Annotated in this window: 24 protein-coding genes and 1 pseudogene; 12 read left to right on the forward strand and 13 right to left on the reverse strand. The window is 70.7% G+C overall.

What is annotated here, in order from left to right; translation table 11 throughout:
• Both ACZ5NH_RS15935 and metG read left to right on the forward strand, forming a co-directional pair.
• Positions 1 to 1,197, forward strand: a 1,197-nt coding sequence (locus tag ACZ5NH_RS15935; protein ID WP_468775640.1) for a VWA domain-containing protein, incomplete at its 5' end; no start/stop codon positions are given.
• 149 nt (positions 1,198 to 1,346) lie between these two features.
• Entirely contained in the window at positions 1,347 to 3,071 is a 1,725-nt protein-coding gene (gene metG, locus ACZ5NH_RS15940) for a methionine--tRNA ligase (RefSeq protein ID WP_468775641.1), read from the forward strand.
• Between the two features lie 66 nt (positions 3,072 to 3,137).
• Here the strand turns inward: metG and ACZ5NH_RS15945 are convergent, their stop codons facing one another.
• Positions 3,138 to 3,269: a hypothetical protein gene (locus ACZ5NH_RS15945; RefSeq protein ID WP_468776219.1), complete on the reverse strand. Its 132-nt coding sequence runs from the start codon at positions 3,267 to 3,269 to the stop codon at positions 3,138 to 3,140.
• A 38-nt stretch (positions 3,270 to 3,307) separates the two neighbouring features.
• On the opposite strand from ACZ5NH_RS15945, the gene ACZ5NH_RS15950 reads away from it, so the two are divergent.
• Both ACZ5NH_RS15950 and ACZ5NH_RS15955 read left to right on the forward strand, forming a co-directional pair.
• Positions 3,308 to 3,655: a hypothetical protein gene (locus tag ACZ5NH_RS15950; protein WP_468775643.1), complete on the forward strand. Its 348-nt coding sequence runs from the start codon at positions 3,308 to 3,310 to the stop codon at positions 3,653 to 3,655.
• Positions 3,656 to 3,734: 79 nt separating this feature from the next.
• A complete protein-coding gene (locus ACZ5NH_RS15955) occupies positions 3,735 to 4,418 on the forward strand; it encodes a hypothetical protein (protein WP_468775645.1) in 684 nt (227 codons plus the stop codon).
• 63 nt (positions 4,419 to 4,481) lie between these two features.
• On the opposite strand, the gene aspS is transcribed toward ACZ5NH_RS15955, so the two are convergent.
• Positions 4,482 to 6,245 (reverse strand): aspartate--tRNA ligase, encoded by a 1,764-nt coding sequence (aspS, locus tag ACZ5NH_RS15960; RefSeq protein ID WP_450981452.1) that lies wholly within the window; start codon positions 6,243 to 6,245, stop codon positions 4,482 to 4,484.
• A 229-nt stretch (positions 6,246 to 6,474) separates the two neighbouring features.
• Here aspS and ACZ5NH_RS15965 point away from each other — a divergent pair.
• Positions 6,475 to 8,595: pseudogene (locus tag ACZ5NH_RS15965) on the forward strand (SpoIIE family protein phosphatase); the annotation flags it as partial.
• Here ACZ5NH_RS15965 and ACZ5NH_RS15970 read toward each other — a convergent pair.
• A complete protein-coding gene (locus ACZ5NH_RS15970) occupies positions 8,559 to 9,698 on the reverse strand; it encodes an AI-2E family transporter (RefSeq protein WP_468775647.1) in 1,140 nt (379 codons plus the stop codon). The pseudogene ACZ5NH_RS15965 and the gene ACZ5NH_RS15970 overlap by 37 nt on opposite strands.
• 99 nt (positions 9,699 to 9,797) lie before the next feature.
• On the opposite strand from ACZ5NH_RS15970, the gene ACZ5NH_RS15975 reads away from it, so the two are divergent.
• A complete protein-coding gene (locus ACZ5NH_RS15975) occupies positions 9,798 to 10,433 on the forward strand; it encodes a MerR family transcriptional regulator (RefSeq protein ID WP_468775649.1) in 636 nt (211 codons plus the stop codon).
• Positions 10,434 to 10,490: 57 nt separating this feature from the next.
• Here the strand turns inward: ACZ5NH_RS15975 and ACZ5NH_RS15980 are convergent, their stop codons facing one another.
• The 4 genes from ACZ5NH_RS15980 to ACZ5NH_RS15995 all read right to left on the reverse strand — a co-directional run bounded on the left by ACZ5NH_RS15980 (position 10,491) and on the right by ACZ5NH_RS15995 (position 12,548).
• Positions 10,491 to 11,468: a pirin family protein gene (locus ACZ5NH_RS15980; protein ID WP_451551552.1), complete on the reverse strand. Its 978-nt coding sequence runs from the start codon at positions 11,466 to 11,468 to the stop codon at positions 10,491 to 10,493.
• Positions 11,469 to 11,574: 106 nt separating this feature from the next.
• Positions 11,575 to 11,766, reverse strand: coding sequence for a hypothetical protein (locus ACZ5NH_RS15985; RefSeq protein ID WP_468775651.1), 192 nt, complete (start codon positions 11,764 to 11,766; stop codon positions 11,575 to 11,577).
• 2 nt (positions 11,767 to 11,768) lie between these two features.
• The gene (locus tag ACZ5NH_RS15990; RefSeq protein WP_468775653.1) at positions 11,769 to 12,077 is read right to left on the reverse strand and encodes a hypothetical protein; all 309 of its coding nucleotides are present in this window, start codon (positions 12,075 to 12,077) and stop codon (positions 11,769 to 11,771) included.
• A 6-nt stretch (positions 12,078 to 12,083) separates the two neighbouring features.
• Entirely contained in the window at positions 12,084 to 12,548 is a 465-nt protein-coding gene (locus tag ACZ5NH_RS15995; protein ID WP_031172737.1) for an SseB family protein, read from the reverse strand.
• A gap of 669 nt (positions 12,549 to 13,217) precedes the next feature.
• Between ACZ5NH_RS15995 and ACZ5NH_RS16000 the strand changes: the two genes are divergently transcribed.
• The 3 genes from ACZ5NH_RS16000 (at position 13,218) to ACZ5NH_RS16010 (ending at position 16,770) form a co-directional block, all read left to right on the forward strand.
• On the forward strand, positions 13,218 to 15,044 hold the full coding sequence (locus ACZ5NH_RS16000) for an acyl-CoA dehydrogenase (RefSeq protein WP_468776181.1): 1,827 nt from the start codon (positions 13,218 to 13,220) through the stop codon (positions 15,042 to 15,044).
• Positions 15,045 to 15,147: 103 nt separating this feature from the next.
• The gene (locus ACZ5NH_RS16005) at positions 15,148 to 16,446 is read left to right on the forward strand and encodes a M18 family aminopeptidase (RefSeq protein ID WP_388623003.1); all 1,299 of its coding nucleotides are present in this window, start codon (positions 15,148 to 15,150) and stop codon (positions 16,444 to 16,446) included.
• A gap of 66 nt (positions 16,447 to 16,512) precedes the next feature.
• Positions 16,513 to 16,770 carry a DUF6458 family protein gene (locus ACZ5NH_RS16010; protein ID WP_468775656.1) on the forward strand — a complete coding sequence of 86 codons (258 nt, stop codon included), beginning with the start codon at positions 16,513 to 16,515 and terminating at the stop codon, positions 16,768 to 16,770.
• Positions 16,771 to 16,801: 31 nt separating this feature from the next.
• Here the strand turns inward: ACZ5NH_RS16010 and ACZ5NH_RS16015 are convergent, their stop codons facing one another.
• The 3 genes from ACZ5NH_RS16015 to ACZ5NH_RS16025 all read right to left on the reverse strand — a co-directional run bounded on the left by ACZ5NH_RS16015 (position 16,802) and on the right by ACZ5NH_RS16025 (position 19,505).
• Entirely contained in the window at positions 16,802 to 18,610 is a 1,809-nt protein-coding gene (locus ACZ5NH_RS16015) for an NHL domain-containing thioredoxin family protein (protein WP_468775658.1), read from the reverse strand.
• A 29-nt stretch (positions 18,611 to 18,639) separates the two neighbouring features.
• Positions 18,640 to 18,843 carry a hypothetical protein gene (locus tag ACZ5NH_RS16020; RefSeq protein ID WP_468775660.1) on the reverse strand — a complete coding sequence of 68 codons (204 nt, stop codon included), beginning with the start codon at positions 18,841 to 18,843 and terminating at the stop codon, positions 18,640 to 18,642.
• Between the two features lie 263 nt (positions 18,844 to 19,106).
• Positions 19,107 to 19,505 carry a cupin domain-containing protein gene (locus ACZ5NH_RS16025; protein ID WP_468775662.1) on the reverse strand — a complete coding sequence of 133 codons (399 nt, stop codon included), beginning with the start codon at positions 19,503 to 19,505 and terminating at the stop codon, positions 19,107 to 19,109.
• A 52-nt stretch (positions 19,506 to 19,557) separates the two neighbouring features.
• On the opposite strand from ACZ5NH_RS16025, the gene ACZ5NH_RS16030 reads away from it, so the two are divergent.
• Both ACZ5NH_RS16030 and ACZ5NH_RS16035 read left to right on the forward strand, forming a co-directional pair.
• Positions 19,558 to 20,598, forward strand: coding sequence for a helix-turn-helix domain-containing protein (locus tag ACZ5NH_RS16030; protein WP_388622994.1), 1,041 nt, complete (start codon positions 19,558 to 19,560; stop codon positions 20,596 to 20,598).
• 108 nt (positions 20,599 to 20,706) lie between these two features.
• Positions 20,707 to 21,201 carry an LURP-one-related/scramblase family protein gene (locus ACZ5NH_RS16035; RefSeq protein ID WP_388622991.1) on the forward strand — a complete coding sequence of 165 codons (495 nt, stop codon included), beginning with the start codon at positions 20,707 to 20,709 and terminating at the stop codon, positions 21,199 to 21,201.
• 16 nt (positions 21,202 to 21,217) lie between these two features.
• Here the strand turns inward: ACZ5NH_RS16035 and ACZ5NH_RS16040 are convergent, their stop codons facing one another.
• Positions 21,218 to 22,012 (reverse strand): carbon-nitrogen family hydrolase, encoded by a 795-nt coding sequence (locus ACZ5NH_RS16040; protein ID WP_468775664.1) that lies wholly within the window; start codon positions 22,010 to 22,012, stop codon positions 21,218 to 21,220.
• 181 nt (positions 22,013 to 22,193) lie between these two features.
• On the opposite strand from ACZ5NH_RS16040, the gene ACZ5NH_RS16045 reads away from it, so the two are divergent.
• On the forward strand, positions 22,194 to 23,018 hold the full coding sequence (locus ACZ5NH_RS16045; RefSeq protein WP_468775666.1) for a maleylpyruvate isomerase family mycothiol-dependent enzyme: 825 nt from the start codon (positions 22,194 to 22,196) through the stop codon (positions 23,016 to 23,018).
• 63 nt (positions 23,019 to 23,081) lie between these two features.
• Here ACZ5NH_RS16045 and ACZ5NH_RS16050 read toward each other — a convergent pair whose 3' ends face one another.
• Together ACZ5NH_RS16050 and ACZ5NH_RS16055 are read right to left on the reverse strand one after the other, a co-directional pair.
• Positions 23,082 to 24,389 carry an MFS transporter gene (locus ACZ5NH_RS16050; RefSeq protein WP_468775668.1) on the reverse strand — a complete coding sequence of 436 codons (1,308 nt, stop codon included), beginning with the start codon at positions 24,387 to 24,389 and terminating at the stop codon, positions 23,082 to 23,084.
• Entirely contained in the window at positions 24,386 to 25,060 is a 675-nt protein-coding gene (locus ACZ5NH_RS16055; protein WP_468775670.1) for a GntR family transcriptional regulator, read from the reverse strand. Before ACZ5NH_RS16055 ends, ACZ5NH_RS16050 begins: the two co-directional genes overlap by 4 nt.
• Positions 25,061 to 25,231 lie beyond the last annotated feature (171 nt).

Here is a 25,231-nt window from a genome sequence, read left to right on the forward strand (position 1 = left end):
ACGCAGCCCGAGCCGAAGGCCGAAGAGACGACCGAGGCCGAAGAACAGCCCGAGCCCCAGCCCGCGGAGACGCCAGAGGCCGAAGAACAGCCCGAATTGGCGCAGGCCGCGGAGACGCAGCCCGAGCCGAAGGCCGAAGAGACGACCGAGGCCGAAGAGCAGCCCGAGCCCCAGCCCGCGGAGACGCCAGAGGCCGAAGAACAGCCCGAACTGGCGCAGGCCGCGGAGACGCAGCCCGAGCCGAAGGCCGAAGAGACGACCGAGGCCGAAGAACAGCCCGAGCCCCAGCCCGCGGAGACGCCAGAGGCTGAGGCGCAGGAGGCCGTCGAGGCGGTGTCGGTGACGGCGGAGGAGCCGGCCGTACCGACCGACGAGACGACCGCCCCGCAAGCCGCCGACGGCGAGGACACCCCACAGGGGCCACCCGCAGTCGACGACGAAAGCCGCACGGGTGGTGCGGGTGGGAACACCGACGCCGATGGCGAAGCCGAGGCGAACGAACCGGCCCCCACACCGGCGGCGGCGGCCACCACCCTCGCCAAGGTCAAGTCCCGCACCCCCTCCCTCGCCACCGCCTACAAGGCCGCCACAGCCGCCCTGAAGAGAACCGACCTCACCGGCACCCGCGCCAAGATCTACCTCGTCCTCGACCGCTCCGCGAGCATGCGCCCGTACTACAAGGACGGCTCCGCCCAGGCCCTCGCCGACCAGACCCTCGCCCTCGCCGCCCACCTGGACCCGGAGGCCACGGTCCACACCGTCTTCTTCTCCACGGAGATCGACGGCACCACCGACCTCACCCTCACCCCGGACCACGAGACCAAGATCGACGACGTGCACGCCGGCCTCGGCCGCATGGGCCGCACCAGCTACCACGCTGCCGTAGAGGCCGTACTCGCCCACTACGACGAGTACGAGAAGGGCACCACCCCCGCCACCCCCGCCCTCGTCGTCTTCCAGACCGACGGCGCCCCGGACGCGAAGACCCCCGCGACCCAGGCCCTCACCGCCGCGGCGGACACCCACCCCGCCGTCTTCTTCTCCTTCGTCGCCTTCGGAGAGCACGACAACAAGGCCTTCGACTACCTCCGCAAGCTGAAGACAGCCAACGCCTCCTTCTTCCACGCGGGCCCCACCCCCCGCGAGCTGACCGACGCGGAGCTGTACGAGGGCGTCCTCGCCTCCTGGCGCCCGTAACACGGACGACCCGCGACGGACAGTCACCCTCGGTGACGCCGGGCCGCCCGCTTCCCACTCTGCAAAACGGGAAACGGGCGGCCCACCCATGTCGGCTACGATTTCAAGGTTCGAAACCGCAGAAAAGCAGCGACCTGGGAGCAGCCACGATGGCTCGACACCTCATCACCAGCGCCCTTCCGTACATCAACGGGATCAAGCACCTGGGCAACATGGTGGGGTCCATGCTCCCGGCGGACGTGTACTCCCGGTACCTCCGCCAGCGCGGCCACGACGTCCTGTACATCTGCGCCACCGACGAGCACGGCACCCCGGCCGAGCTGGCCGCGAAGGAGCAGGGCCTGCCGGTCGACCAGTTCTGCGCCCAGGCGCACGACGCGCAGAAGGCCGTCTACGACGGCTTCGCCCTCGCGTTCGACTACTTCGGCCGCAGCTCCTCCCCGGAGAACCGCGACATCACCCAGCACTTCGCCCGCAAGCTGAACGAGAACGGCTTCATCGAGGAGCGGGCGATCCGCCAGGTCTACAGCCCCGCCGACGGCCGTTTCCTCCCCGACCGCTATGTCGAGGGCACCTGCCCCCACTGCGGCTACGACAAGGCCCGCGGCGACCAGTGCGAGAACTGCACCCGGGTGCTCGACCCGACCGACCTGATCAACCCGCGCTCGGCGATCTCCGGCAGCACGGACCTGGAGGTGCGGGAGACCAAGCACCTCTTCCTCCTCCAGTCCAAGCTGGAGAACGAGGTCCGCGAGTGGGTGGCCCGGCACGACAAGGACTGGCCGCAGCTCGCCTCCTCCATCGCCCACAAGTGGCTGACCGAGGGCCTGCACGACCGCGCGATCACCCGTGACCTGGACTGGGGCGTCCCGGTCCCGGCCGACACCTGGCCGGAGCTGGCCGCCGAGGGCAAGGTCTTCTACGTCTGGTTCGACGCGCCGATCGAGTACATCGGCGCGACCAAGGAGTGGGCCGACCAGGACCCGGAGAACCGCGACTGGAAGTCGTGGTGGTACGACGCGGACTCCGGTGAGAACCCGGTCCGCTACACCGAGTTCATGGCGAAGGACAACGTCCCCTTCCACACCGTCATGTTCCCGGCCACCGAGCTGGGCGTGCGCGAGCCGTGGAAGAAGGTCGACTACGTCAAGGCCTTCAACTGGCTGACGTACTACGGCGGCAAGTTCTCCACCAGTCAGAAGCGCGGCGTCTTCACCGACCAGGCCCTGGACATCCTCCCGGCCGACTACTGGCGCTACTTCCTCATCGCCAACGCGCCCGAGTCGGACGACTCGTCCTTCACGTGGGAGCACTTCACCGCCACGGTCAACAAGGACCTCGCCGACACCCTCGGCAACTTCGTCAACCGCGTGCTGTCCTTCTCGAAGAAGCGCTTCGGCGAGGAGGTCCCCGCGGGCGGCACCCCCGGCGAGGCCGAGACGAAGCTCGGCGAGCAGATCGCCGAACTCCTCGCCGAGTACGAGGGCCACATGGAGACCATGCAGTTCCGCAAGGCCGCCGCGGCCCTGCGCGCCCTGTGGTCGGCGGGCAACTCCTACCTGGAGGAGAAGGCCCCCTGGCTGCAGATCAAGACCGACAAGGACGCCGCGGCCCTCACCCTGCGTACGGCGATGAACCTGATCCACCTGTACGCGGTGGTCTCCGAGCCGCTGATCCCGGCGACGGCCGCGGCCATGCGCCAGGCCTTCTCCCTCGAGGACGACACCGCCACCTGGATCACCGAGGCCGAGGCCAGGTCCCTCACCACCGTCCCCGCCGGCACGCCCTTCACGGTCCCCCCGGTCCTCTTCGCCAAGCTGACCGACGAGGACCTGGCGGCGTACAAGGAGCGTTTCGGCGGCGAGCAGGGCTGATGCCTCCGACGCCCCAGCGGGCCCGGGAAGAACCTCTTCCCGGGCCCGCCGTGTACGTCACCCGGGTTACTTCAGCACGCTGGCGCCGGTGGTGGTCGCCAGTTCCGCCGGCAGGTTCTTCGCGGACGTCTCCAGGCCCGCGGTGAGCGTCGGCGTCCAGTTCACGGTCGTCCTGATCTTCTTGGAGTTGCCGGCCAAGGCGTCCAGCTGGGCGTACGAAGAACCTGGCGCCGGCGATGCTCTCGGCGCTGGCACACGCCCGCAGCCGCGACGCCGACGCCATACTGGACGCAATCGACCGCGCCCTTCTGGAAGTCCGGAAAGCCGACCCCGAGACCGCCGACTACTTCTACGAGTTCCCTGACGTCAACCTGGCCGGCAGCCCGGCCGGAGAGAATTGGAAGGACATCATGTCTTCTTTCGTCACCTACTTCCCCGGCCGGGGAACGGTCCGTGAGACGGCGTACCTCCAAAGAAAGGCAGAAGGCGAGGCAAAGGGGATCCTCCGCGTCCTTGAGGTGCGCGGCCTCGCCGTCTCCGACGCCGTTCGCGAGCGCATCACCACCACCACCGAGCCTGCCTGACTTGCCTGGCCCGTCCACTCGGTGCCGAGCGCCCAGGAGGAACTCCGACCATGCTCCTACGACCCCGCCCGGCCGCCCGGTGAACCACCCCGAAGCCCATCTCCGCCTCATCGGCGCCGCCCTGACGCTGGGCACGCCCTTCTCCCTGGTCCTGGCCGGAGGCTATGCGCTCCAGGCCCACGGGCTGGTCGAACGGCCGCACGGGAACGTGGACCTCGCGACGGAGAGTCCGGAGCCAACCGACCGGATGGCGTATGCCGTCGGTGCGGCCCTGGAGGCGCGGGGTCGGCAGGTGCGGACCGGAGCGCTCACCGCGCTCACCGCGCAACTGACCGTCACCGACCCGCCGACCGGCGAGCCGTGCGTCCTCACCCTGCACAAGGAAGCGTTCTGGCAGCCGCCGGAGCTGACCGAGTACGGTCCCGCGCTCTCCCTGGAGGACGCCGTGGGGACGAAGGTCCGTGCGCTGTACGACCGTGGCGCCGCCGTCGATCTGGTGGACGCGCGGGCCGCGGCCGCCCGGTTCTCGTTCCCCGATCTGGAGGAGCTGGGCCGCCGGCACGCCCATGACCCCTTCGATCTGCCGACGCTGCAGTCCCGGCTGACGGGGACGGACTTCTACTCCGACGCGGACTTCATCCGGTACGGCCTGACGCAGGAGCAGGTCACCGCCCTGCGCGCCTGGGCCCAGCAGTGGTCCGACGACATCGCCGAGCGACTGCTGGAGGACGGCGCGTCGCCCGACGCGGAGGACGGGGACTGACGACGGAGAGGCCCGGATCCCCACGCCGGGGTGCCGGGCCTCTCCCTTGAATCCTGTGCCGTACTACTTCGGCTGCGGCTTCCTGATGTTCAGGTGCAGCTCGCGCAGGCGGGGCTCCTCCAGCTCGGTCGGGGCGCCCATCATCAGGTCCTGGGCGTTGCCGTTGAGCGGGAAGGCGATCGTCTCGCGGATGTTGGGCTCGTCCGCGAGGAGCATGACGATGCGGTCCACGCCGGGGGCGATGCCGCCGTGCGGCGGGGCGCCGAAGCGGAACGCGCGGAGCATGCCGGCGAACTTCTCCTCGACGGTCTCCCGGTCGTAGCCCGCGATCTCGAAGGCCTTGAGCATGATCTCCGGCTCGTGGTTCCGGATGGCGCCGGAGGAAAGCTCGACACCGTTGCAGACGATGTCGTACTGCCAGCCCAGGATGTCCAGCGGGTCCTGGGTCTCCAGGGCCTCCAGACCGCCCTGCGGCATGGAGAAGGGGTTGTGCGAGAAGTCGATCGCGCCGGTCTCCTCGTCCTTCTCGTACATCGGGAAGTCGACGATCCAGCAGAAGCGGAAGACGCCCTCCTCGAAGTGGCCCGCGCGCTTGGCGGCCTCGACGCGGACCGCGCCCATGATCTTGGAGACCTCGTCGAACTCGCCCGCGCCGAAGAAGACCGCGTGGCCGGGGGCCAGCGACAGGCGCTTGGTCAGCTCGGCGACGTTCTCCTCGGTGAGGAACTTCGCGATCGGGCCGGACAGCGCGCCGTCCTCGCCGACACGGACCCAGGCCAGGCCCCTGGCGCCCAGCGAGATGGCGAACTCGCCGAGCTGGTCGAAGAACTTGCGCGGCTGGTCCTGGACGGCCGGGACGGCCAGCGCGCGCACATGCTTGCCGGCGAACGCCTTGAACTCCGAGCCCTCGAAGACATCGGTGATGTCGACCAGCTCCAGCTTGGCGCGCAGGTCCGGCTTGTCGGAGCCGTACTTCAGCATCGCCTCGCGGAACGGGATCCGCGGGAAGGGAGACGTGACGTGGCGGCCGTTGCCGAACTCCTCGAACAGCTCGGTCATGAGCTGCTCGATCGGCTGGAAGACGTCCTCCTGCTCGACGAAGCTCATCTCGACGTCGAGCTGGTAGAACTCGCCCGGCGAGCGGTCGGCGCGGGCGTCCTCGTCGCGGAAGCAGGGCGCGATCTGGAAGTAGCGGTCGAAGCCGGAGATCATCAGCAGCTGCTTGAACTGCTGCGGGGCCTGCGGCAGCGCGTAGAACTTGCCGGGGTGCAGGCGGGAGGGGACGACGAAGTCGCGGGCGCCCTCCGGGGAGGTGGCGCTCAGGATCGGCGTCGCCATCTCGTTGAAGCCCATCGCCGCCATCTTGTGGCGGATCGCCGAGATCACCGACGTACGCAGCAGGATGTTGCGGTGCATGCGCTCACGGCGCAGGTCCAGGAAGCGGTACTCCAGGCGCCGCTCCTCGTTGACCCCGTCCTCGGTGTTGATCGTGAACGGCAGCGGCGCGGCGGCGCCCAGCAACTCGACCTCTGCCACCTCGACCTCGATCTCGCCGGTGGGCAGGTCGGGGTTGATGTTCTCGGTTCCACGTGAAACAACGCGGCCGTCGACGCGGACCGTGGACTCCTTGGAGATCTTGTCCAGGGCCTCGTACGCGGGCGTGCCGGGGCGGGCCACCAGCTGCGTGATGCCGTAGTGATCGCGCAGATCGATGAAGAGGATGCCGCCCAGGTCGCGCCGATTGTGCAGCCAGCCGCTCAGCCGGACGTCGGTGCCGACGTCAGAGGCGCGGAGCTGGCCGCAGGTGTGGGACCTGTACCGATGCATCGTCGTTCATCGTCCTTCGTGTGTGGGTCTGCGGGGGAGGGGTGCTCTCCCCGGCGAGAACGGGCACGGGGCCCGGACCCATCAAGGGTACCGGGCAGCCAAAGATCGGCTCCCCACCATTTCCCGCGCCTTCCCCGCGTCGCACTGGAGGATCCTCCGAGTGTCCGGGGTGCGGGATCCTCCTTTCCTACGGTGGCAGCTATCGGTCAGACGTTCTTAAAGTGGGCGAATGCGTACAGGCGAGCCCCTCCCGTCCGTCGGGGATGTCCTCGCCGCCCTCGCGACCGGGCTGTGGCACTGGGACACGGCCGCCCGACTGGTCACCGTGGACGCGGAGGCGGCGCGGCTGCTCGGGCTGCCCGCGGAGCCGACCACCCTCACGGAGGTCCAGACCCGGGCCCGGTTGCACCCGGAGGACTGGAACGAGATCACCGGTGTGGTCCCGCTGGCGGTCGACGAGGGCACGCTCGCCGAGGTGCGCATCCGGATCATGGACGAGCAGGGGAACGTCCTGCGGGTGGTCCGCAGCCGGTCCAAGCCGTCCTTCGATCCCGAGCGGCGGGCGTACGAGCTGATCGGCACCCTCCAGGAGGTCACCGAACCGACCCCGGGCACCCGGGCCGCCCGCAGCGCGGTCACCGGCGACTGGCGGCGCTCGCGGGAGGCGTTTCTGCTGGACGCGGGCCGGGCGCTGGCGGAGGCACGGTCCACCGCAGAGGTGCTGCGAGTGGCCGGCGGCCTGTCGATGCCCGGGTTCTCCCCGGACGGGCTCGTGGTGTTCGGCGCGGAGGGCGACCGGCTGACGATCACCGGCCAGCACGGGCACCAGCCCGGCGCCATGAACCCCTTCTCGAACATGCCGCTGAGCACCGACTATCCGGCGGCCGAGGTCGTTCGCACCGGCCGCGCGGTGTATCTGTCCTCGCCCCAGGAGTACAAGACCCGCTACCCGGCGACCTGGCCGCTCGCCCGGCACTTCCGCCGCCGCTCGTGGGCCTTCCTGCCGCTGACGGTGGCCGGACGCACGATGGGCGCCTGGATGGCGGCCTTCGCCTATCCAGTGGCGTTCACGCCCGACGAGCGGGCCGTGCTGACCACGGTGGCCCGGATGCTCGCCCAGGCGCTGTCCCGGGCGGAGGTCACCGAATCGGAGCGGGAGCTGACGGACGGCCTGCAGCGCTCCATGCTGCCCACGCTCGGCCCGGAGATCCCCGGCATGCAGATGGCCGCCCGGTACATACCGACCGGCGGCGGTCTCCAGGTCGGCGGCGACTGGTACGACATGATCCCGCTGCCCTCCGGCCGTTTCGCGCTGGCCATGGGAGACGTCCAGGGCCATGACGTACGGGCCGCGGGTCTCATGGGACAGCTGCGCATCGCCCTGCGCGCCTACGCCGCCGAGGGCCACCGCCCGGACGCCGTGCTCACCCGCGCCTCCCGGTTCCTGCACGGCATCACCCACGACGACCAGATGACCGACATCCGCTTCGCGACCTGCGTGTACGTGGAGACCGACCCGGCGACCGGGATGCTGGAGATCGCCCGTGCCGGGCACCCGCACCCGGCGATCCGGATGGCCGACGGCACGGTGATGATGCGGCCGACGGCGGGCGGGCCGCCGTTGGGCGTGGACCCGGACGCGGACTACCCGACGACCCGTTTCACCCTGGAACCCGGCGAGACGCTGATGCTCTGCACCGACGGCCTGATCGAGACCGGCGGACACGACATGGACAGCGGCTGGCACCGGCTGCGCACGATCCTGGAGGCGCACCCGGGGGGCGACGGGGTCGATCTTGAGTCGCTGGCCGACGCGCTGGTGCAGGGCGTGCACGGGCCGTCCTCGCACCACACCACCGGCCCCCTGGCCGACCGCCGCGAGGACGACATCGCGCTGCTGCTGCTGGGCAGGCCGCTGGAGGGCGCCGTACGGGCCGCGGTACGGCGCACCCTGCTGTCGGTGAAGCAGGACGAGCCGGACCGGATCGCCGAGGCCCGCCGGCATCTGCGCGAGCTGCTGCACGACTGGGCCTCGCCCGAGCAGGTCGACTCGGCGGTGCTCCTGGTCTCCGAGATGGTCACCAATGTTCTCGTCCACACCGACACCGACGCGCTGCTGCTCGCCGAGGTGACCGACGAGGCGGGGGTGCGCGGGCTGCGGGTGGAGGTCACCGACGCGGGCGACGACCTGCCGCACAAGCGCCACCCCGGCGAGCTGGCCTCCTCGGGCCGCGGCCTGATGCTGATCGAGCTGCTCGCGGATGCCTGGGGGGTGAACCCGCGGGGCGAGGGCAAGAGCATCTGGTTCGAGCTCTACGAGTCCGGGGGTGCGTCCGGTGGTGCATCGGGGGCCGGCGCGACCGAGGGGGGCGTGGCGGGAGGCGGCGCACCGACCGGCGACGAACCGGACGGCGATGTGTCGGAGGGCGCCGCGTAACGCGTCCGCAGCTCCTGTACGACCCCGAAGGCGGCCGCCGTCAGCGGGACCGCGAGCAGCATTCCGAGGATCCCCGCGACGGACGCCCCGGCGGTGATGGCGAGCATCACCACGGCCGGGTGCATCTGCACGGTCCGGCTCTGGATGACCGGCTGCAGCACATGCCCCTCCAGCACCTGCACGGCGAGGACCACCCCGAGCGCCCACAGCGCGATGACGAAGCCGCGGTCGGCGAGGGCGACCAGGACGGCCACCGCGCCGGAGATGAAGGCGCCGAGGTAGGGGATGTAGGCGCCGACGAAGACGAGCGCGCCCAGCCCGACCGCGCCGGGCACCCGGAGAACCAGCAGGCCGACGGTGATGCACACGGCGTCGATGAGCGCGATGAGGGTCGTCCCGCGCATGAACCCCTCGACCGCCTCGAAGGCCCGCCGGGCGACGGCCTCCAGGGTGTCGGCGGTGCCGCCGGGCGCGACGGCCCGCAGGACCTCCACGGCCCGGTGGGAGTCGCGCAGGAAGAAGAAGACGAGCAGCAGGGCGAGCACGGCCATGGCGATGGACTCGCCGACGACGCTGACCCCGCTGATGACGTTGGACGCGGCCGTGCCCCCGAACTTGCTCAGCAGCTTGCGCGAGTTCGCGGCGAGGTCGTCGAGACCGGTGCCGACCGCCCCGAAGTGCTGTGCGACACCCTTGGCGGCGTCCCGCAGCGAGGCGATGATCTGGTCGCCGGTGTCGATGAGCGCGGCGACGACGATGTACACGGCACCGCCGACAACGGCCACGACGGCGACACAGGTGAGCCCGGCCGCCACGGACGCCTGCACCCCGGTGCGCACGAGCCGCCGGTACAACGGGCCGAGCAGCGCGGTACCGAGCAGGGCGAGCAGCACCGGGGTGACGGCCGTACGGAACTCCCCGCACAGCCGTACCCCGACCCAGCCCACCCCGGCGACGAGCAGCAGCACTGCGCACCAGGCGGCGAGGCGTCGAACGGGGTCGGGCAACAGCTGCACGCGTCCAGCCGATCATGGGCGGCGACCGGTGTCCTGCCGCGCGGGGCCGGGCGGGTGAGGTGCCGCTCCGGCGGGCCGGGAGGCTCGTATCCTCGCCCCATGCGTATCGGAGAGCTGGCGCAGCGCACCGGGGTCCCGGTTCCGACGATCAAGTTCTACGCACGGGAGGGCCTGCTGCCGCCCGGCGAGCGCACCAGCCCCAACCAGGTCCGGTACGACGACTCCCACGTCCGCAGGCTGAAGCTCATCCGGGCGATGCTGGAGGTCGGCGGCATGTCCGTGACCGCGGTCGGCCAGGTGCTCGCCCGGATGGACGCTCCGGACCGCACCGTCCACTCGATGCTCGGTGCCGCCCAGTCCGCGGTCAGCCGGACCGCCGGGGACCGGGGCACCCCGCAGGACCGCGAGCGGGCCGAGGCGGACGTGGCCGAGCTGGTGCGCCGGCACGGCTGGAAGGCCCGGCCGAGGCACCCCGGCTGGGCGGCGCTGGTACAGCTCGTCATGACGTACCGGGACCTGGGCCGGGACGATCTGCTGGCGCTGCTCGACGAGTACGCCTCGGCGGCCGCCCGCCTCGCCGAGGCCGAACTGGCCACCGTGGCCCGCGTACCGACTGTCGACGGCAAGATCGAGACCGTGGTACTGGGCACAGTCCTGGGCGACACCGCAATGGCCGCACTACGCCGCATCGCCCAGGAGAACGCCTCGGCCCGGATGTCGACGCCGTCGGCCTAGCAAAGACAGCGGTGTCGCCGCCCCGGGCGATCGCCGGCCCTTCCAGCCAACCGGGTTTCAGGCCCGCGGTCCCTCGCCGGTCATGCCGTGCACCGCGGGAACCGTTCCCAGCCGCCCCTTCTGGAAGTCCTCGAAGGCCTGCATCAGCTCTTCCTTGGTGTTCATGACGAACGGGCCGTAGTGGGCCATGGGCTCACGGATCGGCTGTCCGCCGAGCAGGACGACCTCCAGGTCCGGCGTGTGGGAGTCCTGCTTCTCGTCCGCGCGCACGGTCAGCGAGGACCCGGCGCCGAACACCGCGGTCTGCCCGAGGTGGATCGGTCGGCGGTCCGTACCGACGCTGCCGCGGCCCGCGAGGACGTAGGCCAGACCGTTGAAGTCCTCCCGCCAGGGCAGGGTGACCTCGGCGCCCGGCGCGACGGTCGCGTGGATCATCGTGATCGGGGTGTGCGTGATGCCCGGACCCTTGTGGCCGTCCAGCTCGCCCGCGATGACCCGCAGCAGCGCCCCGCCGTCCGGAGTCGTCAGCAGCTGGACGTTGCCGCCGCGGATGTCCTGGTAGCGCGGCGCCATCATCTTGTCCTTGGCCGGGAGGTTCACCCACAGCTGCAGGCCGTGGAAGAGACCGCCGGACACGACGAGGGACTCCGGCGGCGCCTCGATGTGCAGCAGACCGGAGCCCGCCGTCATCCACTGCGTGTCGCCGTTGGTGATGGTGCCGCCACCACCCTGGGAGTCCTGGTGGTCGAAGACGCCGTCGATGATGTAGGTCACGGTCTCGAAGCCGCGGTGCGGGTGCCAGGGGGTGCCCTTGGGCTCGCCCGGCGCGTACTCCACCTCGCCCATCTGGTCCATCATGATGAACGGGTCGAGGTGGCGGTAGTTGATCCCCGCGAACGCCCGGCGCACCGGGAAGCCCTCGCCCTCGAAGCCGCTCGGAGCGGTCGTGACGACGAGCACCGGACGCGCCACCGCGTCGGCGGGAGCGGTCACGCGGGGCAGCGTCAACGGGTTCTCGACGGTCACTGCAGGCATGGTCGGTACCTCCTTGTGCGCTCACTTTAGTTGAGCGTTGAACTTTCTGCCACCCCCAACAGAACGAGCCCGGAGGGAATTCCCTCCGGGCTCCACGGCATGGGGCTCACACAAAGGCGGACGTCACCGCGACCACGGCCGCCCCGGCACTGCCCACCAGGACCGGAATACCGCCCACCAGCAGCAGGACGACGCCGAAGACGAGCATTCCCGCGGTACCGGTTCCGACCTGACTGCTCCCGTCGGGGTCCGCGGGGTCGTACAGGACCCGCACCCAAGCGGCACCGCCCGTGTCCATGCTCACACACTCGCGCCGCGCCCCCGGGCATCCGTGCAGGCGTACACATAGCGCGTCAGGGGTCCGTTCTCGACGCTGATCTCACGGAACGACTCCAGCCGCCCCTCCGCCGCGACCCCCCGGGTGCGCAGCACCCAGGCCGCGCGCACCAGCCGCCGGCCGCTCATCGTGGACAGGCAGCCGCAGGCGGCCAGAGCCGGGACGCAGAACCAGACGACGACGGACGCCACCCCTCCGGCGATCCCCAGCACGCACGCCGTCAGCGCGAAGACCCCACCCCCGGCCCACCACAGCCGACGTCCGCGCGGCACGGCCGGCTAGCCGTACATCCGCCGCATGGCGAAGTCGACCATCTGCTCGACCGCCTTCGCGTCGAAGACCATCCGGTGCTCGCCCTCCATGTCCAGGACGAAGCCGTACCCGGTGGGCAGCAGGTCGATCACCTCGGCACCGGTGATCACGAAGTACTTGGACTCCTTGCCCGCGTACCGGCGCAGCTCCTTGAGCGAGGTGAACATCGGGATCACCGGCTGCTGGGTGTTGTGCAGGGCGAGGAAGCCGGGGGTGTCGCCACGCGGGCAGTACACCTTGGACGTGGCGAAGATCTGCTGGAAGTCCTCGGCGGACATCTGCCCGGTGGTGAAGGCACGCACCGCGTCCGCGAGGGAGGGCGGGGACGGCTCGGGATACAGCGGCGGCTGCTGCCCGTAGCCGCCGGCCATCGGCTGCTGGGGTGCGGCGTACTGCTGCTGAGCACCGACGTTCTGGTCGTAGCCGTACATGCGGGCAAGCGTACCGAGCGGGAGCGGCACGGTGGCGTCCGGGAGAAATTATGTAGCTGTCGCTAGACAATCCTGTCAGGTTCCGTGCCGGGGGGCCTCATGCCCGACAGCACGTCCCGCCCCGCCCTGCTCCTCGCGCGCGGTACACGGTTTGATCGGCACCGACCATCCGGGCGCGGGCAGCACCCCGCGCGCCACCAGGCCGCCCGAACTGGACGACCTGGCGGACCAGTTGGTGGCGGTCGCCGACGCGGAGGGGCATCGATCGGTTCGACGTGTCCCGCCTCTCGCTGACCGGGGGTTTCCTGTTCGCCCACTCCCTGAGTCCGGCTGCGCTGGAGGCGATGACCCCGGAGGAACTGGAGGCGGCGGTGAAGGAGAGGCGGCGGCCGTGCCGGAGGGGACACCGGAGCACGTGGAGCTGGTGGCCCGGGAGCCCGGCCGGCGGGGATACCAGGCGGTCACCTTGCTTTCGCCGAGCATGCGGAGCACTGGGCGGCCCTGCTCACGGACGGGCCGGAGGACACGCCGGAGTAGACCCTTCTCACACTTGACCCGGCAGGGGTTGCTTCTTATTACCGACGGGTAGCATCATCGTGGCCACTTGTTGGTACGTGAACTAGGTGCGAGGAGTCAGTGCCTCGCCGATCCCTCTACGGAGCCGTCGCCATGGGGCACTACAAGTCGAATCTCCGCGACATCGAGTTCAACCTCTTCGAAGTACTGGGGCGCGACAAGGTGTACGGCACCGGCCCCTTCGAGGAGATGGACGTCGACACCGCGAAGAGCATCCTGGAGGAGATGACCCGCCTCTCGGAGAACGAGCTGGCCGAGTCCTTCGCCGACGCCGACCGCAACCCGCCGGTCTTCGACCCCGAGTCCAACACCGCGCCGGTCCCGGCGTCCTTCAAGAAGAGCTACCAGGCCTTCATGGACTCCGAGTACTGGCGGCTCGGCCTGCCCGAGGAGATCGGCGGCACCACCTCGCCGCGCTCCCTGATCTGGGCCTACGCCGAGCTGATCCTGGGCGCCAACCCGGCCGTGTGGATGTACTCCTCGGGCCCGGCGTTCGCCGGCATCCTCTTCGAGGAGGGCAACGAGGTCCAGAAGCACATAGCCAAGATCGCCGTGGAGAAGCAGTGGGGCTCCACGATGGTGCTCACCGAGCCCGACGCGGGCTCCGACGTGGGCGCCGGCCGTACCAGGGCGATCCAGCAGGAGGACGGCTCCTGGCACATCGAGGGCGTGAAGCGCTTCATCACCTCCGGTGAGCACGACATGTCCGAGAACATCCTCCACTACGTGCTCGCGCGTCCCGAGGGCGCCGGTCCGGGCACCAAGGGGCTCTCCCTCTTCCTCGTGCCGAAGTACGAGTTCGACTTCGAGACCGGCGAGCTGGGCGATCGCAACGGCGTCTACGCCACCAACGTCGAGCACAAGATGGGCCTGAAGGCCTCCAACACCTGCGAGATGACCTTCGGCGACCAGCACCCCGCCAAGGGCTGGCTCATCGGCGACAAGCACGACGGCATCCGCCAGATGTTCCGCATCATCGAGTTCGCCCGCATGATGGTCGGCACGAAGGCGATCTCCACGCTGTCCACCGGCTACCTGAACGCGCTGGAGTACGCCAAGGAGCGCGTCCAGGGTCCCGACCTCGCGCAGTTCATGGACAAGGCCGCGCCCAAGGTCACCATCACCCACCACCCGGACGTGCGCCGCTCGCTGATGACGCAGAAGGCGTACGCGGAGGGCATGCGCGCCCTGGTGCTGTACACCGCCTCCGTCCAGGACGCGATCCAGCTCAAGGAGGCGGCCGGCGAGGACGCCTCCGCCGAGCACGCGCTGAACGACCTGCTGCTGCCGATCGTCAAGGGCTACGGCTCCGAGAAGGGCTACGAGCAGCTCGCGCAGTCGCTGCAGACCTTCGGCGGCTCCGGCTTCCTGCAGGAGTACCCGATCGAGCAGTACATCCGTGACTCCAAGATCGACACCCTCTACGAGGGCACCACCGCGATCCAGGGCCAGGACTTCTTCTTCCGGAAGATCGTCCGCAACCAGGGCGCCGCGCTGAACTCCCTCGCCGAGGACATCAAGAAGTTCCTGGCGCTCGGCACCGGCGGCGACGAGCTGGCCGGCGCCCGTGAGCACCTGGCCAAGGCGGCCGTGGAGCTGGAGGCGATCGTCGGCCTGATGCTGACCGACCTCGCCGCCACCGAGCAGGACACCAAGAACATCTACAAGGTGGGCCTGAACACCACCCGGCTGCTCATGGCCTCCGGTGACGTCGTCGTCGGCTACCTGCTGCTGAAGGGCGCCGCGATCGCCGCCGAGAAGCTGGCCACGGCCTCCGGCAAGGACCAGGCGTTCTACACCGGCAAGATCGCCGCGGCGAAGTTCTTCGCGGCGAACGTCCTGCCGGGCGTCACCCTCGCCCGCAAGGTCGCCTCGGGTGTCGAGCTGGACCTGATGGAGCTGGACGAGGCCGCGTTCTAGGACCAGGCCGCGTTCTTCAGGTACTTGCGGATTCCTGCGGATTCCCTGTGCGGGCCCGCTCCCTTTCCGGGAGCGGGCCCGTGCACGTCGTTAAGGTGAACCCATGAGCGCACCAGCCCGCTTCGACCGCGGCCACACCGACGACCTGATGTCCTTCCTGGCGGCGAGCCCGACGCCGTACCACGCCGTGGCGAACACCGCCGAGCGGCTGGAGAAGGCGGGCTTCCGGCAGGTCGCCGAGACGGACGCATGGGACTCGGCGAGCGGCGGCAGGTTCGTGCTGCGCGGCGGCGCGATCATCGCCTGGTACGTCCCCGAGGGCGCCGAGCCGCACACCCCGTTCCACATCGTCGGCGCGCACACCGACTCCCCGAACCTCCGCGTCAAGCCGCGGCCGGACAGCGGGGCGCACGGCTGGCGTCAGGTCGCCGTCGAGATCTACGGCGGCCCGCTGATGAACTCCTGGCTGGACCGCGACCTGGGCCTGGCCGGCCGGCTGAGCCTGCGGGACGGCTCCACGGTCCTGGTCAACGTGGACCGGCCGCTGCTGCGCGTGCCCCAACTGGCCATCCACCTGGACCGCTCGGTCAGTTCCGAGGGGCTCAAGCTCGACAAGCAGCGTCATCTGCAGCCGGTCTGGGGCCTCGGCGACGATGTGCGCGACGGCGATCTGATCGCCTTCCTGGAGCAGGAGGCGGGACTCCCGGCCGGCTCGGCCACCGGCTGGGACCTGATGACGCACCCGGTGGAGGCCCCCGCCTACCTCGGCCGAGACCGGGAGCTGGTCGCCGGCCCGCGCATGGACAACCTGCTGTCGGTGCACGCGGCCACGGCCGCACTCGTCTCGGCCGCGGCCTCCGGCGCCCCGCTCACCCGCATCCCCGTGCTGGCCGCCTTCGACCACGAGGAGAACGGCTCCCAGTCGGACACCGGCGCGGACGGCCCGCTGCTCGGCAGCGTGCTGGAGCGCTCGGTCTTCGCCCGCGGCGGCTCGTACGAGGACCGGGCCCGGGCCTTCGCCGGCACGGTGTGCCTGTCCTCCGACACCGGCCACGCCGTGCACCCCAACTACGCCGAGCGGCACGACCCGACGCACCACCCGCGGGTCAACGGCGGCCCGATCCTCAAGGTCAACGTCAACAACCGCTACGCCACGGACGGTTCGGGCCGGGCGATCTTCGCGGCGGCCTGCGAGAAGGCGGACGTGCCCTTCCAGTCGTTCGTCTCCAACAACTCCATGCCGTGCGGCACGACGATCGGCCCCATCACCGCGGCCCGCCACGGCATCCGCACGGTCGACATCGGCGTCGCGGTCCTCTCCATGCACAGCGTCCGTGAACTGTGCGGTGCCGACGATCCGTTCCTGCTGGCGAACGCCCTGACTGCCTTTCTGGAGGGCTAGCCGGGACCTCGCCGGGTACCCGGCCGATACCGGAGATTCCGGTACCGGAAGGGGAGGCGAGGTCTCATGGGGCTCGGCGGATGCATCATCCTCATAGCCGTGGGAGCCATCCTCACATTCGCGACCGACTGGCACATGCGCGGCGTCAACCTCGACGTCGTCGGCGTGATCCTGATGGCCGTGGGCCTGATCGGCGTCGCCACGTTCAGCGGCATCGCACGGCGCCGGCGGGTCGTGGTCCCGTCGGCACCGGTGGTGGAGGAGGACCCGCACCATCACCACCACTACCGCGACGAGGGCTACACCGACGGGTACGGCGTCTGACGCGAGCGCCTGATCCGACGAGTGCACCTGCCTACTGCTCGTCCATCCCCGCGAGGACGAGCGGCAGGCGGTCCGGCGCGCCCTCGGTGAGACGGACCGGGACGCCCCAGTCCTGCTGGTGGACATGGCAGGCCGGGTACTCGTTCGCAGGATCGTCGTCGCAGCTCGCGGCCATCGCCGAGACATGCAGGACGCCCTCCGTGACCTCCGGGTTCAGCTCCAGGTCACGGCTCAGGTCCGGGTCCGCTCCCTCGCCCTTCAGCAGCAGCTCGGGCGGGGTCGAGGAGACCAGCAGACGCGTCGAGGGACCGTATCGGGTGTCCAGCTTCTGACCCGCGGGGGCCTGGAAGACGACGTCCAGCCGGAGTCTGCCGGGGGCGACTTCGGTCGCCGCGCGCCGGGTGCGGTGGGCGACCGACTCCACGCGCACCGCCTCCTCGGGCAGCCGCAGCCGGGTCAGCCGGTGCCGGGCCGACTCCACGACCACGATGTCCTCACCCACCAGCACGGCGTCGCTGGGCTCGCGCAGGTCGGTGGCCAGCGTGGTGACCTCGCCGGTCGCCGGGTCGTAGCGGCGCAGGGCGTGGTTGTAGGTGTCGGCGACCGCCACCGAGCCGTCGGGCAGGGCGGTGACGCCCAGCGGGTGCTGGAACAGGGCCTGGCCGGCCGCGCCGTCCCGGTGGCCGAAGTCGAACAGGCCGGTGCCGACCGCCGTGTGGACATGCCCGTCGAGGTCCACCCAGCGCAGGGCGCTCGTCTCGGAGTCGGCGAGCCACAGCCGCTCGGCGGTCGCCGCGAGACCGGAGGGCTGGGCGAACCAGGCCTCCGCCCCGGGCCCGTCGACCAGGCCCTCGTTGGTGGTGCCCGCCGCCACGGCGACCGTGCCCGCCACAGGGTCGTACGTCCACAACTGGTGGACGCCCGCCATCGCGATCCACACCCGGCCGCCGAACACCGCCACGTCCCAGGGCGAGGAGAGGTCGACCTCGCGGGCCGCACCGGAGGTGGCGGACCCCTGCCACCACTGCCTTCCGGTGCCGGCCAGGGTGGTCACCGCGCCCGTGGCCAGATCGAGGCGGCGCAGGGCGTGGTTGACGGTGTCGGCCACCACCACCGCTCCGTCCTCCAGCAACGCCAGGCCCTGCGGCTCGTTGAAGGCGGCCTCCTCCGGACCGCCGTCCGCGAAGCCGCGCGTGCCGGAGCCGATACGGCGTACGACGGTCTCGGCGTCCTCGGCCAGCTCCACCAGCTGGTGCCGGGTGGTGTCGCTGACCAGGAAGTGCCCGGACGGAAGCAGCAGGGCCTTGCCGGGGAAGCGCAGGGTCGTCGGCTCGGGCTCCGGCGCCACGTACGGCCCGTCGCCGCGGCGCAGGGTGCCCTTCGCCTCGTGCTCCGCCTCCAGCTCCTCGACCAGCCGCTCGATGGCGTGCGCGTGCCCCTCGCCCGCGTGCTGGGCGACGACGTACCCCTCCGGGTCGATCACGACGAGGGTCGGCCAGGCGCGCACCGCGTACTGCTTCCAGGTGGCGAGCTCGGGATCGTCCAGCACCGGATGTTCGACCCCGTACCGCTCCACGGCGTCCACGACCGCCTGGTGCTCGGCCTCGTGCACGAACTTCGGGGAGTGCACACCGATGATCACCACCGTGTCCCGGTGCTTCTCCTCCAGCTCGCGCAGCTCGTCCAGGACGTGAAGGCAGTTCACGCAACAAAATGTCCAAAAATCAACAATTACGATGCGTCCTCGGAGCTCAGCGAGACCGAGCTCCTTGTCACCCGTATTGATCCAGCCACCCTTGCCGATCAGTTCGGGGGCCCGAACGCGTGCGTGCTTTGCCATGATCCAGCCCAACCACGCATGAGCCCAGGCTATTCCTCGTGGCTTTCGCGCACCCAGACGATCCGAAGCCGTTTCTCGGGACCGAACCGTCGCCCCCGGCCCGGAGCCCTGGTCACCCGCAGGAAGGCGTCGACCACCGCTTCCTCGACACGGGCGGCCATCGCCCTGGCTCCTGGGCAGGTGTGCCCCAGCCGCACACCCTGACACACGTACGAGGTGCCGTTCTTGCTCATGCGTGTACCGCACCGTCGACGGCGCAGAACAGCAGTCCAGTAAGGAGATGAGCAGCCCCGCGGACCGGACGTCCGACACCATCGCCCCGAAGTCGGGTCCTGGACTCCAGCGCAGCGACGATCCGCTGCTGCTCCTCCACCGTGACGATTCCCTCACCTACGAAGACGGGACAGCCGGTGTGCGGATCCCGGTACGGACGGACGACACTCGTGTACTTCCGGAAGCCGCGCTCCTCGTCCCAAACGCTGAACTCGGCGCGTGCCTACGTCAGCGCGCGGCCCGTCGTGACATCCACATAGTCCGGGACCTCCTCGTGCCGGTCGCCGACCGAGAGGGTGCCGGTGGGCTCGAAGAGGAGGACCTCGGCGCGGCGGGGCGCGGACGGCTTGTGATAGGTGCCGCGCGGGACGGTGAACACCGAGCCCTTGGTCAGGACGAGCGTGCGCTCACCGGCCGGCTCGCGCACACCGAGATGCACCTCGCCGTCGAGGACCAGGAAGAACTCGTCGGTGTTCTCGTGCACATGCCAGACGTGCTCGCCCTCGAACTTGGCGATCCGGACGTCGTAGTCGTTGACGGCGGCGACGATGCGCGGGCTCCAGCACTCGGCGAAGGAGGCGAACGCCTTGTCCAGGGCGATGGGTTCGGAGATGGGTTCCATGGGGTCATCGTGCGGGGTTCCGGTACCGCCCCACGAGTGCTAGGAATCGCATATGCCGCAAGGATCCTCTCAGCCCCCGCACCGGGTCGTGCCGCCGCACCGGGTCGTCGTGATCGTGGACGCGGGCACCAACCCCTTCGAGGTCGGTGTCGCGACCGAACTGTTCGGACTGCCCCGGCCCGAACTGGGCGACCGGGGGCCGCTGTACACGGTCACGCTGTGCACGCCCAGCCCGCGGATCCGGATGAACCACGGCTTCTTCACCCTCACCGGCGTACCCGGCCTGGAGGCGGTGGACGAGGCCGACACCCTCGTCGTCCCCGGACGCCCCGACAACGTCGTACCGCGCGGCGCCGACGTCCTGGAGGCCATCCGGCGCAGCCACGCGCGCGGGGCACGCATCGTCAGCTTCTGCACGGGCAGCTTCGCCCTCGCCGAGTCCGGACTGCTCGACGGGCGCCGGGCCACCACCCACTGGATGTGGGCAGACACCTTCCGGGACCTGCATCCCAAGGTGCTGCTGGAGCCGGACGTCCTGTTCGTGGACGAGGGCGACATCCTCACCGCCGCCGGCAGCGCGGCCGCGCTCGACCTCGGGCTGCACCTCTGGCGCCGCGACCACGGCGCCGAACTCGCCAACGCCGTCTCCCGGCGCCTGGTCTTCGCCGCCCACCGCGACGGCGGCCAGCGGCAGTTCGTGGAGCGTCCGGTGCCCGAGGTGCCCGACGAGTCGCTCGGCCCGCTGTTGGCCTGGGCGCAGGAGCGGCTGGGCGAACCGCTGACCGTGGCGGACCTCGCCGCCCGCGCGGCCGTCAGCCCCGCCACCCTGCACCGCCGCTTCCGCGCGCAGCTGGGTACGACCCCGCTGGCCTGGCTCACCGGGGAGCGGGTGGCGCTGGCCTGCCGGCTGATCGAGCGCGGCGAGGAGCGCCTGGACGTCGTCGCGGCCCGCTGCGGCCTGGGTACGGCGGCCAACCTGCGGGCCCGGCTGCGCCGGGAGACGGGGCTCAGCCCATCGGCGTACCGCAGGCGGTTCGGGCCGACGGGGCCTGGCGAGTCCGACCGGCGGGCGGCTCGGTCCGGAAGGTCCTGATGAGCGCGATCAGCAGGCGACTCGCTCCGGAGGGCCGTGCCGAGCGCAACCGGCAGGCGCCCTTGGCCGGACCGTGATGATCAACGCGCGGCGGGGAACGGTACCCGCATGAGACTCCTCGTACACGACCGGCTGCTCGGCATCGGTGACGACTACTGGATCGAGGACGAGCACGGCCGGAAGGTCTTTCTCGTCGACGGCAAGGCCATGCGGCTGCGGGACACCTTCCAGCTGAAGGACGCCCACGGGCGCGTGCTGATCGACATCCACCAGAAGATGCTGGCGCTGCGCGACACGATGGTGATCGAGCGGGACGGCGAGGGCCTGGCCACCATCAAGCGCAAACGGCTGTCCCTGCTGCGCAACCACTACCGGGTGTCCCTGGTCGACGGCACCGAACTTGACGTCAGCGGCAAGATCCTCGACCACGAGTTCGCCATCGAGTACGACGGCGAACTCCTGGCCGTGATCTCCCGCCGCCGGCTGACCCTCCGCGACACCTACGGTGTCGACATCGTGCGCGAGGACGCGGACCCGGCCCTGCTGATCGCGGTGGCGGTGTGTGTGATCCACCTCGCGCAGAAGGAGCGGGAAGGGGACTGAGGCCGGCCGAGAGGCCTCAGCGGCGCGGCGGTTCCAGCCCCAGCACGCGGTCCTTCAGCGCCGGGAACTGCTCGCGGGTGGTGGCGACCTTCGCCGGGTCGAAGTCGACGGTGAGGACCTCCTCGTGCGGGCCCGCCTCGGCGAGCACCTCGCCCCACGGATCCACCACGATCGAGTGACCCGCCTGCGGAACTCCGGCGTGCGTCCCGGCCGTTCCACAGGCGAGCACGAACGCCTGGTTCTCCACCGCCCGCGCCTGAGCCAGCAGCGTCCAGTGCGCGCGTCGCCGCTCGGGCCAGCCCGCCGGGATCACCAGTGTCTCGGCGCCGGCGTCGACCAGTGACCGGAAGAGTTCGGGGAAACGGAGGTCGTAGCAGGTGGCCACGCCGAGCGTGGTCCCGGGCAGCCGGACCGTCACCAGGTCCCGCCCGGCGCCCATCAGCACGGCCTCGCCCTTGTCGAAGCCGAAGCGATGGATCTTGCGGTAGGCGGCGGCAATCTCACCGGAGGGGGAGAAGACGAGAGAGGTGTTGTAGAGGGGCCCGTCAGGGTCACGCTCGGGAATCGAGCCCGCGTGCAGCCAGACACCCGCGTCACTCGCGGCCTTGGCCATCGTCTCGTACGTCGGCCCTTCGAGTGGCTCGGCCTCGCGGCCGAACTCCTCGTAGGCGAAGGCGCCGGTGGTCCACAGCTCGGGCAGGACCACCAGGTCGGCACCGGCCTGTTCCCGGACCAGCGCGGCCACCCGCTGCCGCCGGGTGTCGACCGATTCGTCCTCGTTCACGGCGATCTGGATCAGCGAGGCGCGCACACTACCACCGTCCTGGCATTCGAGTCGTCCACACAGGCCTACGATCGTCACACGAAAGCACTGCCGGGGTGCCTGCGGGCAGCGTAACTTAGCCTCCCAGACACCCGCCGAGTGCCGCCGCCGCCCGCTGGCAACGCCGCCACAACCTGCCCGTGTACCGACCGCCGAGGGGTCCCGTTCCGTGAGTCTGCATCCCACCCTCCAGCCCTACGCCGACGCCTGGACGCACTCCATCGACGCGATATCCGAGATGGTCCAGTCGCTCGCGGAGGGCGAGTGGAACCGGCGGACCCCCTGCCCCGGCTGGTCGGTCCGGGACATCGTGTCGCACGTCATCGGCATGGACTGCGAGATGCTCGGCGACCCGCGCCCGATCCACTCCCTCCCCCGTGACCTCTTCCACGTCACCACCGAGCACCAGCGGTACACGGAGGTGCAGGTCGACGTCCGCCGCCACCACACGGCGCCGGAGATGACGGCCGAGCTGGAGTACACGGTCATCCGCCGCAACCGCCAGCTGCGCAACGAGTCGCGTGACCCGGGCGCCACGGTCCGCGGCCCGCTGGGCGCGGAGATCACGGTGGAACAGGCCTACCGCGCCCGCGCCTTCGACGTATGGGTGCACGAGCAGGACCTGCGTACGGCCCTCGGCCGCCCCGGCAACCTGGACTCGCCGGGCGCGCACGTGACCCGGGACGTGCTCCTGGACGCACTCCCCAAGGTCGTGGCGAAGGACGCGGACGCACCGCGCAGTTCGGCCATCGTCTTCGACGTGCACGGTCCGGTGGAGTTCCTGCGCACCATCCGCGTCGACATCCAGGGCCGCGGCACCCTGGAAACCGCCCCGGCCCTCGGCCCCGCCGCCGCCCTCACCCTCGACTGGGAGACCTACGTCCGCCTCGCCTGCGGCCGGGTGACCCCGGAGGCGGTGGCCGACCGGGTGAAGACCGAGGGCGATCCGGACCTGACGGCGGCGATCCTGCGCAACTTCACGGTGACGCCGTAGTGCCGGTGGATGCGGGGGCTGAGGGCGGCAGCCCCCGGTGAGGCCCGCACCGGCACAGGGCACCTATGCGGGAACGTGCACCGTCTCCACCCGGCTCGCCACCAGCCGTTCACGTTCGCGCCGGGCCGCCCGCCCCCGCAGCCGCAGGATCTGGGACACGCCCAGCGCCTGCAGCACGAACACCGCCGAGAACGCCACGGCGTAGTCGTCCCCGGTGGCGTCCAGCAGCACCCCGACCGCGAACAACGTCGTCATCGAGGCGACGAAACCACCCATGTTGGTGATACCGGACGCCGTCCCCTGCCGCTCGGGCGGATTGGCCGGCCGCGCGAAGTCGAACCCGATCATCGAGGCGGGCCCGCACGCCCCCAGCACCGTGCACAGCACCACCAGCAGCCACATCGGCGCATGCGCACCGGGATACAGCAGCGTCGAGGCCCACAGCAGCGCGGTCGCCCCGACCGTGCCCAGCGCCAGCGGCAGCCGCGCCGCGTGATGCCGGGCGATGATCTGGCCGTAGACCAGCCCGATCACCATGTTGGACAGCACGACCAGGGTCAGCAGCTCACCGGCCGTGGCCCGGCCGAGCCCCTGCGCCTGGACCAGGAACGGCAGGCCCCACAGCAGCAGGAACACCATCGCCGGGAACTGGGTGGTGAAGTGCACCCACAGTCCGAGGCGGGTCCCCGGCTCCCGCCAGGCCGCCGCGATCTGCCGGCGCACATACGCCGTGCCCTGGTGCGGCGCCGGCTCCGGCTCGTACCCCTCGGGATGGTCCTTCAGGAACAGCAGCGTCAGCACGAGGACGACGACACCCGCGAGCGCGCTGCCGGCGAACGCCGGGGTCCAGCCGATGCCGTGCAGCAGCCGGGCGAGGACCAGTGTGGAGACCAGGTTGCCCCCCATGCCGACCAGCCCCGCGAGCTGCGCGACCAGCGGCCCGCGCCGGGCCGGGAACCAGCGGGTGCCGAGCCGCAGCACGCTGATGAAGGTCATCGCGTCACCACAGCCCAGCAGGGCACGGGAGGCGAGGGCGGTGCCGTACGAAGGCGAGAAGGCGAAGCCCAGCTGACCGGCCGTGAAGAGGACCGCCCCGATGCTCAGCACCCGCTTCGTGCCGAGCCGGTCGACGAGCAGGCCGACGGGTATCTGCATACCGGCGTAGACCAGCAGCTGGAGGATGGAGAACGTCGACAGGGCGGACGCGTTCACATGGAAGCGGTCCACCGCGTCCAGCCCCGCCACGCCCAGTGACGTACGGAAGATGACCGCGACGAAGTAGACGGCGACGCCTATGGACCACACGGTGACGGCGCGTCGGCCGCCCGGTGGATCACCCGGAAGGGTGAGGTTGCGCGCCGGAGCGCTCATCGGACCTCACCCCGCGCGAGGTGCTCGAACCAGCTCACATGCCGGTGCACGACCCCGACGGCCGCCTCCGCGTCCCCGGCACGCAGCGCGTCCAGGATCTCCTCGTGCTCGGCGAGCGTCTTGGCGATCCGGTCGGGATGGGAGTGCATGACGGCGACGCCCATCCGCAGCTGCCGGTCGCGCAGTTGGTCGTAGAGCCGGGACAGGATCTCGTTGCCGCCGCTGCGCACGATCTCGGCGTGGAAGTTACGGTCGGTCACCGCGGCCGCGGCCAGATCACCGGCGGCGGCCTGCGCCTTCTGCAGCTCCAGCAGCCCGGTCAGGCGCTCGAGCAGCCCGGGCGGGGCGGGTACGGCCTTGCGGGCGGCGTGCTCCTCGACCAGCTGGCGGGTCTCCACCACGTCCGCGATCTCCTGCGCGGAGACCGGCAGCACCAGCGCGCCCTTCTTCGGGTAGAGCCGGATCAGGCCCTCGACCTCCAGCCGCAGCAGCGCCTCCCGCACGGGCGTGCGCGAGACCCCGACGGCCTCGGCCAGCTCCCCTTCGGTGAGCAGGGTGCCGCCCTCGTAGCGCCGGTCGAGAACGCCCTGCTTGACGTGGGCGTACACGCGGTCGGCGGCGGGCGGGGGCTTGGGGTCTCGGCGGGTGTGCTGTTGTACGGCCGTCTCCATGTCCACAGGATAGATACAACACGTACGCATGTGGCAGCGGCGTCCAGCATCCGGACGCGGCGGCGGACGCGACGGTGGATGTGACGAAGATCGCACACAGCAACCGCGCAACCTTCTGTGCTACTTACGTGTCTCACACGTGCGGCCCTCTGCTCTTGCCACCTCAACTCG

The sequence above is a fragment of the Streptomyces sp. NPDC031426 genome, assembly GCF_055581585.1.

What these genes read in the sequence shown, in the direction of transcription:
- metG (WP_468775641.1), top strand. Translation starts at nt 1,347, where the DNA reads ATGGCTCGACACCTCATCACCAGCGCCCTTCCGTACATCAACGGGATC.
- ACZ5NH_RS15950 (WP_468775643.1), top strand. Translation starts at nt 3,308, where the DNA reads ATGCTCTCGGCGCTGGCACACGCCCGCAGCCGCGACGCCGACGCCATA.
- aspS (WP_450981452.1), bottom strand. Translation starts at nt 6,245, where the DNA reads ATGCATCGGTACAGGTCCCACACCTGCGGCCAGCTCCGCGCCTCTGAC.
- ACZ5NH_RS15975 (WP_468775649.1), top strand. Translation starts at nt 9,798, where the DNA reads ATGCGTATCGGAGAGCTGGCGCAGCGCACCGGGGTCCCGGTTCCGACG.
- ACZ5NH_RS15980 (WP_451551552.1), bottom strand. Translation starts at nt 11,468, where the DNA reads ATGCCTGCAGTGACCGTCGAGAACCCGTTGACGCTGCCCCGCGTGACC.
- ACZ5NH_RS15985 (WP_468775651.1), bottom strand. Translation starts at nt 11,766, where the DNA reads ATGGACACGGGCGGTGCCGCTTGGGTGCGGGTCCTGTACGACCCCGCG.
- ACZ5NH_RS15995 (WP_031172737.1), bottom strand. Translation starts at nt 12,548, where the DNA reads ATGTACGGCTACGACCAGAACGTCGGTGCTCAGCAGCAGTACGCCGCA.
- ACZ5NH_RS16000 (WP_468776181.1), top strand. Translation starts at nt 13,218, where the DNA reads ATGGGGCACTACAAGTCGAATCTCCGCGACATCGAGTTCAACCTCTTC.
- ACZ5NH_RS16005 (WP_388623003.1), top strand. Translation starts at nt 15,148, where the DNA reads ATGAGCGCACCAGCCCGCTTCGACCGCGGCCACACCGACGACCTGATG.
- ACZ5NH_RS16010 (WP_468775656.1), top strand. Translation starts at nt 16,513, where the DNA reads ATGGGGCTCGGCGGATGCATCATCCTCATAGCCGTGGGAGCCATCCTC.
- ACZ5NH_RS16015 (WP_468775658.1), bottom strand. Translation starts at nt 18,610, where the DNA reads ATGGCAAAGCACGCACGCGTTCGGGCCCCCGAACTGATCGGCAAGGGT.
- ACZ5NH_RS16020 (WP_468775660.1), bottom strand. Translation starts at nt 18,843, where the DNA reads ATGAGCAAGAACGGCACCTCGTACGTGTGTCAGGGTGTGCGGCTGGGG.
- ACZ5NH_RS16025 (WP_468775662.1), bottom strand. Translation starts at nt 19,505, where the DNA reads ATGGAACCCATCTCCGAACCCATCGCCCTGGACAAGGCGTTCGCCTCC.
- ACZ5NH_RS16030 (WP_388622994.1), top strand. Translation starts at nt 19,558, where the DNA reads ATGCCGCAAGGATCCTCTCAGCCCCCGCACCGGGTCGTGCCGCCGCAC.
- ACZ5NH_RS16035 (WP_388622991.1), top strand. Translation starts at nt 20,707, where the DNA reads ATGAGACTCCTCGTACACGACCGGCTGCTCGGCATCGGTGACGACTAC.
- ACZ5NH_RS16050 (WP_468775668.1), bottom strand. Translation starts at nt 24,389, where the DNA reads ATGAGCGCTCCGGCGCGCAACCTCACCCTTCCGGGTGATCCACCGGGC.
- ACZ5NH_RS16055 (WP_468775670.1), bottom strand. Translation starts at nt 25,060, where the DNA reads ATGGAGACGGCCGTACAACAGCACACCCGCCGAGACCCCAAGCCCCCG.